Source organism: Streptomyces sp. NPDC001904 (assembly GCF_040297005.1).
Lineage (GTDB): Bacteria > Actinomycetota > Actinomycetes > Streptomycetales > Streptomycetaceae > Streptomyces.
This window is the reverse complement of the sequence record NZ_JBEOYI010000022.1, coordinates 132249-140787: the sequence shown is the minus strand read 5'-3', so window position 1 is coordinate 140787 and position 8539 is coordinate 132249. Positions and strand designations below refer to the sequence as shown.

The window sequence follows — 8539 nt, the reverse complement described above, 5'->3', positions numbered from 1 at the left end:
GGTTCGTCGAGGAGATGCGTGCGGCGAACCGTGATCTGACCTTCGCAGGCATCATTGTCGTCGCGCCAGGCGAAACGGAAGAGTTGGTCACCGACTCATCATCTCCCCGTGCGTGCAGGCAACCGGAATCGTTCGGATCTCTCCCGTGACGTACGACGCCCAGCCGGACGCCCCTGCTGTCCCCTCGCGGCGCCCCTGCATAGCAGCCCAGAGTTGAACGTCGCCGTCGAAGACCGCAGGGCAGAAGGTATGAGCCAGACTCACATTCGCTCGAAACGCTCGCGCCATGGCCTCAACCTGCTCCTCCTCCAGGCCCGCGAGGACGCCGTCGCCGGCGCCCTCCTCAGGAGCGTCGCCCAGCGATTCGAGGAGCTCGCCAAGGCCGGAGGCCGAGTTCAGGGCGGGTTCATCAACATCGTGCAGAGGGTACGCATCGAGCAGCGCCAGCAGGGCCACTGTCTCACCGTCCTCCTGAAGCCGAGTGGCGATCGCCTGTGCCAGGAGACCGCCGAATGACCAACCGAGCAGGTGGTACGGACCCGTCGGCTGGACGGCCCGGATCTGACGGATGCAGCCCCCGACCAACTCCTCCATGTCGGAGGCTGGTGCGGCTCCCGTCAGCGCGGGGTCCTGGAGCGCATACACCGGTCGCTCATCGTTGGTGAATCGAAGCAGCCCGGAGTAGACCCAACCGACTCCGGCAGCCGGATAGAGACAGAACAGCGGAGCCTGACTGCCCTCGGCGCGCAGTGGCAACAGCCCGGAGAGAGGGTCTGCGTCGCTCCCGTGTGCCAGGACTTTGGCGAAGGCGGCCACAGTCGGCGCCTCGAACAGACTTCGGACGGTCAATGAGCTGCCCAGTGTCCGGCGGATCCGCGCCATCAGACGGATCGCGTCGAACGAGTTGCCGCCCAGTCGGAAGAAGTCGTCGTGTATGCCCAGTGCCGGTAGGCCGAGTACGTCGGCGAACAACGAACACAGCAGTTCCTCGGTGGCGTCGCGGGGAGCGACCGGTGCTCCAGCAGACCGGAAGCGGGGCGCAGGCAGCGCCGCGCGATCGAGCTTGCCGTTGGCCGTCAGCGGGAGCGCGTCGACGATCACAAAGTGGTCCGGGACCATCGGGGCGGGAAGGAGCAGTTCGGCACCCCGGCGGACGTCCTCAACGTACAGATCAGGAGCCGACCACCCTGGTGTGCGGTGAGTGGACTCGGTCGGCCGGTGCCCAGGGGCCGGCGGCTCGTCGCGGACGGCGTAGATGGTGACCAGACCCGTCTCCGAGAGCATCTCGAGACCGTCGATGGTGACTCGGTACCCCTGCTCGTCCAACAGATCCCGAATCCAGTTGAGCCGGCCCGGAGTGTTGTGCGCCTCGATCACCAGTTGACGAACCAAGCTCCAATGCTCGGAGCGGAGGCCGAGCAGCACGTCGCGTTCGCTCTTCTCCGCGTCGATCTTGAGGAGGTCGATGCGCTCCACGCCGGTCTCATCGATGACCTCTGACAGGGTGCGCAGTTCGCAGGGCACGTCGATGTGTCGCAGCCGATGGGCGAGCAGACTGTCGAGATCCGCTGAACCGGCCTGTGACAACGCCTCTTGATTCGCCTGCTCGTTACGGACGAATGCCTCCAACACATCGCGCTCTTCGTCGATGTCGCCGAATCGACCGGACATGATGGACAGCTGAGGATAATACGTGAACGAGGCCGAGCCCGGTGCGTCAGCGAGCCCGCACCCGAACAACCTGGCATCGACGCCGTGCAGCCTGGTGTTGAGTTCGAGCATGCGGAACAGCTGAGGTATCGGCTCGAATGAATAGATCACGCTGCCAGGGCAGGAGCGGGCGACCGAGAGGGAGAACAGCCCCATGTGGGCGCCCACGTCGAAGACGCAGGCCCCGCTCTCGGGCAACACGACCCCGTGCCGCAGGTACTCGTCCTGCTCGAAGATCTCGCGGTACAGGAAGTCGGTTTCAGCCCGATTGGGACCGACGACGGCCATCCCGTTGGGCAGCGTATGCAGGTCCTCGCGGTCGACGAGTCCGTCCGCTTCGAGTCGGCACAGGGTGCGCAGCGCACCGGCCTCGACGGAATCGGGAACGAGATAGCCCGTCAGACGTGTCTCACCGGACTCGTCGCGTCCCGCCGTCACCACCGCGTCGGCGACCGCGGGGTGCCGTGCCAACACGGCTTCCACCTCACCGAGTTCGATGCGCACGCCGCCCACCTTGACCTGGTGGTCATTGCGGCCGGAGTAGTGCAGGACCCCGTCCGAGTCCCATCGGGCCAGATCGCCGGTGCGGTACATCCGGCTGCCATCGGGGCCGTACGGATCGGGGACGAAGCGCTCCGCTGTCAGGCCCGGCCGATCGACGTAGCCCCGCGCGAGCTGGATGCCCGCGATGTACAGCTCGCCCGTAGTGCCGGGCGCGACCGGGCGCAACTCGGAGTCCAAGACGTGCAGTTGAGTGTTCCAGACCGGCGCGCCGATGGGGACCGGACCGGCCGGGTCGCCGGGGCGACACTGCCAAGAGGACACATCCACCGCGGCTTCGGTGGGTCCGTAGAGATTGTGCAGCTCGGTGTCCAGGACACGAAAGAAGCGTGACCGCAGTTCGCCCGAGAGCGCCTCGCCGCTCGCGAACACCCGACGCAGCGACCCGCACTGTGCCGCAGCGGGCTCCTCAAGGAAAAGCCGCAGCATGGACGGCACAAAGTGCACAGTCGTGATGCGCTGTGACCGGATTGTCTCGGCAATGCAGGCAGGGTCGCGGTGCGCGTCCGGCTCGGCCAGCACGAGGCACGCACCGACGCTCAGCGGCCAGAAGAACTCCCACACGGACACGTCGAAACCGGCGGGCGTCTTCTGCAGGACTCGATCGTCATGACTCAGCGGATACTCCGCCTGCATCCAGCGCAGACGGTTGACGATGGCCTCGTGCGACACGGCCACCCCCTTGGGCCGGCCAGTCGACCCCGAGGTGTAGATGACGTACGCGACGTTCGACGCGTGCGGCGAGGGCCGTTCGCACTCCGCGTCGGTGGTCTCGCCCTTCTCGGACATGCGCCTGACATCGTCGATTCCGAGCGTCAGCAAAGGCCGTGCGTCCTCGATCATCATCCGCACCCGCTCCGCCGGAAGCTGCGGGTCGATGGGCAGGTACGCGGCCCCGGCCTTGTGCACGGCATAGAGGGCGACCAGCAACTCCACAGAACGGGGGACCGACACAGCGACAACGGTCTCTGGCCCCGCTCCCTTGTCCACGAGGCGGCGCGCCATCTGCTCGGCCCTGGAGCCCAGTTCAGCGTACGTCAGGGTGATGTCGCCGCAGGTGAGCGCGATCGCGTCGGGGGTGCGGGCCACCTGGGCCGCAAACAGATCGGGCAGAGTCTTTGCCGCTGTGTCGTGAGCCGATGTGTCGCTCATGACGTCACTTCCCATCGTTGTCGAACCGGCATACGGACCGAATCAGGTATCGGAGGAGTCGAGAAGCGCCTCCCGATCCGCTGTGCGAGCGGTCGGCCCGTCCCGGTGCCGGTCAGAGGCCGTCGATCATCCGGCTGCGGCCGGTCAGATTGACGAGGACGCTCTGGTCCGGACTGATCTGCCCGGACGCTGCCCTGTCCCGAACGGCGGCGATGGCGGCGGCCGACGCGTAGCACACATCGACGTCTTCGAGATCGTTGAGCAGGCGACGGGCCGTGATGAGGTCTTGGCGTGCTGCGGAGACGATGGCGCCGTCCGTCGTGGTGGCTATGGAGTGCAGATAAGGAAAGTACGGCGACGCGTCCCCGAGCAGGATGGCGGTGGCCAGACCTCGCGGCTCCTCGATCCGGTGGGCGGCAGCCAGCTCGGTGCGGCCCTCTTGCCAGCCGCGCGCCGAGGGAGCGCAGGACTCCTCCTGCACCATGAGGAACGAAGGCATCCGGGACAGCTTGCCGAGAGTGAGGTACTCCTGCGCACCCTTGTGAGCGGCGAGCATGCCCATGCCGCTGCTGATCGCCTGCACCACGACGTCCGGAGTGTGGTCCATCGCATCGAAGGCTTCTAGATAGGCGAGCTTCAGGCCTTCCCTGCGCGCCCAGTTGAAGAAGCCGGCGTCGAAGTGGACTTGCTCTTCCGTCGCGTATCTGCGTGCCTCGACGGAGGCGTCCACATAACTGCCGTCCACCACGCTGAGGGTGATCCGGTCGTTCTGCGGGATCTCGTGGTTGTCGACGAAATCCCGACCACAGAAGAACCGCGCTCGCATGGTGGCATCCATGCGCACGGCCCGAGCCAGAGCGGTTGAGCTGTTTCCCGTACTGGAACCGACGAACTCCTTGATTCCGAATTGCCGCAGCACGGCGGTGACCAGCGATGCCAGTCGGTCCTTGGTGGTGCGGGTGGGCTGCTGGGACTCGTCCTTGATCCACAGGCCGGGGACACCGATGGCCTCACCGAGGCGTGGCGCGGGACGGCACGGGGTTCGCACGGTTACCCCACTGTCGAGAAAGTCCCGGGAGACCAGCGGCAGGAGGTCGAAGTAGACCTGCTCGGGGTCGGGGTGGTCACGACGAACCACCTTCGACAGGTCGTACCGAGGCTCGAGGGCACCAGCGCACTCGGGACATCGATAGGTCAGGGCAGGTGCGAACTCGCTCTGACAGAGCATGCAGACCAGGGTGAACTTGGCGCGCAAGGTGCGCTCCTTCGAGGCGGAAACGGACACGGCTGAGATCTCTCACGTCGTAGTGGGATGGGGGACCGGGGCAGCTGGATGCAGACATGCGAACGCCCCCGGGGAAGCGGATCAAGAGGGCTCCCGGGGGCGTAGGACGTGCCGTGGAATCAGCTTTCGCCGTTCCACGACCGCCACAGTGCGGAGTACGGCCCTCCTGCGCCGACCAACTCGTCGTGGGTCCCCAGTTCGACGATGCGGCCGGACTCCATGACAGCTACGCGGTCAGCGTCATGGGCGGTCTGCAGGCGGTGGGCGATGGCGATGACGGTGCGGTCCGACCGGACGGCTGCCACTGCCCGCTCCGCTTGCCGGGCTGTCGTCGGGTCGAGCAGGGACGTGGCCTCGTCCAGGATCAGAGTGTGGGGATCCGCCAGGTGAACCCGAGCCAGGGTGAGCTGCTGTGCCTGCGCGGCTTCCAGTTCCACTCCGCCCGAACCGAGCTGGGTGTCCAGGCCGTCCGCCAGTTCGGCCACCCAGTCAGCCTCCATCAGCCGCAGTGCCGCGAGGATGGCCTCGTCGTCGGCTCCGGGAGCTGCCATGGTCATGTTGTCGCGCAGCGTGCCCATGAAGACATGGTGCTGCTGGGTGATGAGGACGATGCGGTTGCCCAGCTCGCCCGCAGCGGCAAGATCTGCAACCGGAACACCGCCGACGAGGATGCTGCCGGTGTCCGGGGAGTCCACGCCGGACAGCAGTTTGCCGAGAGTCGACTTGCCCGCTCCGGATCGCCCCACCACTGCCAGTCGCTCACCGGGGCGGACCTGGAGCCGGACATCCGTAAGGACCTCGTGCTCGGGAACATAGGAGTACCCGACTCCGTCGACCTCGATGAGGTCACCCTCGGGAACCGAGAGGTCAGGGTCGACCGGGTGGGACACCAGGCCGACGCCCTTGATTCGCGCGAACGAGGCGCCGCTGCGCTGCAGCTGTTCGACCCAGTAGAGCATCTGGTTCAGCGGGTCGACCAGTTTCCACATGTACATGCTGCCCGCCACCACGGCGCCCAGAGCCAACTTCCCGTCGAGGTAACCGAGTCCGCCGACGAGCAGGATGAGCGCCATGGGCAGCGTGTGCGCGAACTCGGTGAGCGGGAACAGCACCGTGCGCAGTGAGAGGGTGCGCGCGTTGGCGTGGTACGTGGTGTCGATGGACTTGTCGAGGGTGAGATTCTGCCGTGCTCGCAGCCCCAAGGCCTCCACGGTACGTGCACCGTGCGCCGTGGAGTTGAGGATCTCGGACACCTCGCCGGCGGCTGCCCCCTCGGCGAGATAGGCGTCACGGGAGCGTGCCAGATACCAGCGGCTCACCCACCAGACCAGCGGCAGCCCCACCACGGAGCAGAGTCCCAACAAGGGGTCGAGGGCGAAAACTGCGCCGAACATGAAAATGACCTGGACACCAGCGATGAAGATATCCGGTGCCGCGTTGCGGAGCGTGGCTGCCACGGTCGAGACGTCCAAGGTGGAACGAGTGACCAGGTCGCCGGTGCCCACCTCGTCCGCGATGCGCCCCGGCAGCGCGAGAGCGCGACCGATCACTTCCTCGCGGAGGCGGGCGAGAGTGCGCTCGCCGAAGCGGTGGGAGACCGCGCGGGCCATGCGCGTCAGGACCAACTGGGCTGCTGCGAAACCCAGAACGGCGCCAGCCAGGGCGTCGACCTCGGACACGGACAGGTCACCGGCTTGGACCTTGGTGACAATACGGCCGAGCAACCAGGGCCCGGCCACACCGGCAAGGGCGGAGCAGCAGGTCAGCAGCAGAATTCCGCAGACGGCGCGCGGATCGTCCTTGAACAGCTGGATGATGGCCCGTCGTACTGTCCTGGCATCAGCGACCGGAAGACGCGGCGTTTCGTCGGGCCGGCTCATCGGGACTCTCCTTCGGCGTGCTGCACCACGGCGGTGACGTCATGGGCTTCGGTGCTCCCGCGGAAGACCAGATCGGCGTATCCGGGCTGGCCGGCGAGGAGTTCACCGTGTGTTCCGGTTGCTCGAACCTTCCCGTCCACGAGGTAGGCGACTTCGTCGGCGCGGCCGAGCACGAGGGGTGATGTGCTGACGACGAGGGTGGTCGCTCCGCCGCGGTACTCCGCCACCCGGGCCGCCACGGTCGCCTCGGTATGAGCGTCCAGCGCGGACGTCGGCTCGACCAGCAGCAGTACCTTCGGACCGGCGAGCAGCGCTCGGGACAGCCGGAGCCGCTGACGCTGTCCTCCCGAGACATTGCGAGCCTGATCCTCCAGGCGGCTGCCGAGCCCATCGGGTAGTGCCTCCACGATGTCCATCGCGGCGGCTGCGTGCAGCGCCTCGCGGATGTCGTCGTCGTTGCGATCGGTGGGACCGGAGAGGACACTACGCAGCGGGCCCGCGAACATGTAGGCATCGTTGTCGGCCAGGAGAACATGACGACGCAGAGCGTCACGTTCCCAGCCGGCCAGCGCGTTCCCACCCCACAGAACATCGGAATCGGTGTAGCCGGCCAACCGCTCCGTCACCGCACGAGCCTCGTCGGGCCGGGCGCTGACCAGCGCCGTCACCTTGCCTGCGGCAACCACCAGACCCGATGCAGGGTCGTGCAGCTCGCCCGGCACATCCGGCGGCTCGATCCGCGTCCGATGCTCCTCGGGAGCTGGGGCCTGCGCCAGGATGTCGACCACCCTCCGTGCGGATACCAGGCCGCGCGGCAGGTCGTCAGCTCCTTCGATAAAGGACGAGACGGGCACGAGCAGTGCGGAAACGTATCCGTACACCGCGACCAATTCGCCCACCGTGATGATCCCGCTGGCTGCCATCCGCGCGCTGATCCAGGTCACGACGGCGAGGAAGACCACCGGCAGACAGGCCGTGAGTGCCTGGACCCAACTGGTGATGCCTGCTACGCGGTATCCGATCGGCACCAGGGCCTGCGAGCGTTCCCGGTACCGCTTGGCAAACATGGGCTTGCCGCCGATCCCGTTGAGGACACTGAGTCCCGACACCATGTCGCCGGCGAGAGCGGTCAGGGTCCCCTGGTCCTCCCGGTAGCGCCCCTCGGCCCCGTGAAGCTTCCCCAACAACGGGCCGACCGTCACGGCCAGGGCCGGGACACCGAGAAGGACGACCACGGCGATGACGACCGAGATACGAAACAGAAGAACGGCGGTGGCGACATAGGCGACCACTGCGCCCACTCCGGGGCCTGTGATGGTCAGTGTCTGCGCGATCCTGCTGATGTCACCGGCCTGCAGGTGCGCGAGCTCCCCCGCGGACACCTGCCTGGGCAGCGCGGACCCCAGTCGGGTGACGTGTCGTGTGACCACTTGCACGGTCCGATATGCCGCGTCGACCCGAATACGTGTCATGGTGCGGTGACGCAGGATCCCGAGCGTCGCGATGCCTGCCCCTGCGAGGACCACGGCTCCGATCCAGAGCATCAGTGCCGTGGTGTCGCGAGCTATGAGCCCGTCGTCGATCGTTTTCGACAACAGATACGGCGGCAGCATGAGCGCACACATCCACGTGACGCCCCAAAAGGTTCCGGACATGACCCGACGCCGCTGACTTGTCGTCAGCCACCACAGGAATCGCAGAGGACTGCGGTGGTCCGGGATACCCGGGGACTCGTAGGGGACCCGGCGTGCGCCCGTGGGCAGGTCTGGTCCATGGCTCATCTAGGCCATCCTTGCGTGGGGTTGAGGTACGGATCCGACTGCCGGCGGCATCGCAGGTCGCCGGGCGGGCGCGGCGGCGTTTTTCGTTGAAGGATACGACTGTTGGGGCTTCGCGCACGGAAGAAGTGCGTTAAGTCCGACTGCGTCCGAAAGACGTGAAGCCGCAATCC

3 protein-coding genes and 1 pseudogene are annotated in these 8539 nt (G+C 66.8%); all 4 read right to left on the bottom strand.

All coding sequences use genetic code 11. The features are described 5' to 3' along the window. Nucleotides 1–87 precede the first annotated feature (87 nt). A pseudogene (locus ABT127_RS29400) lies at nucleotides 88–3417 on the bottom strand (amino acid adenylation domain-containing protein); the annotation flags it as partial. Between the two features lie 118 nt (nucleotides 3418–3535). After that, nucleotides 3536–4678 carry a threonine synthase gene (locus ABT127_RS29395; RefSeq protein WP_351456351.1) on the bottom strand — a complete coding sequence of 381 codons (1143 nt, stop codon included), beginning with the start codon at nucleotides 4676–4678 and terminating at the stop codon, nucleotides 3536–3538. A 149-nt stretch (nucleotides 4679–4827) separates the two neighbouring features. Then, the gene (locus ABT127_RS29390; RefSeq protein ID WP_351456348.1) at nucleotides 4828–6588 is read right to left on the bottom strand and encodes an ABC transporter ATP-binding protein; all 1761 of its coding nucleotides are present in this window, start codon (nucleotides 6586–6588) and stop codon (nucleotides 4828–4830) included. Further along, entirely contained in the window at nucleotides 6585–8201 is a 1617-nt protein-coding gene (locus ABT127_RS29385) for an ABC transporter transmembrane domain-containing protein (protein WP_351456346.1), read from the bottom strand. The genes ABT127_RS29390 and ABT127_RS29385 overlap by 4 nt, the downstream gene beginning before the upstream one ends. Nucleotides 8202–8539 lie beyond the last annotated feature (338 nt).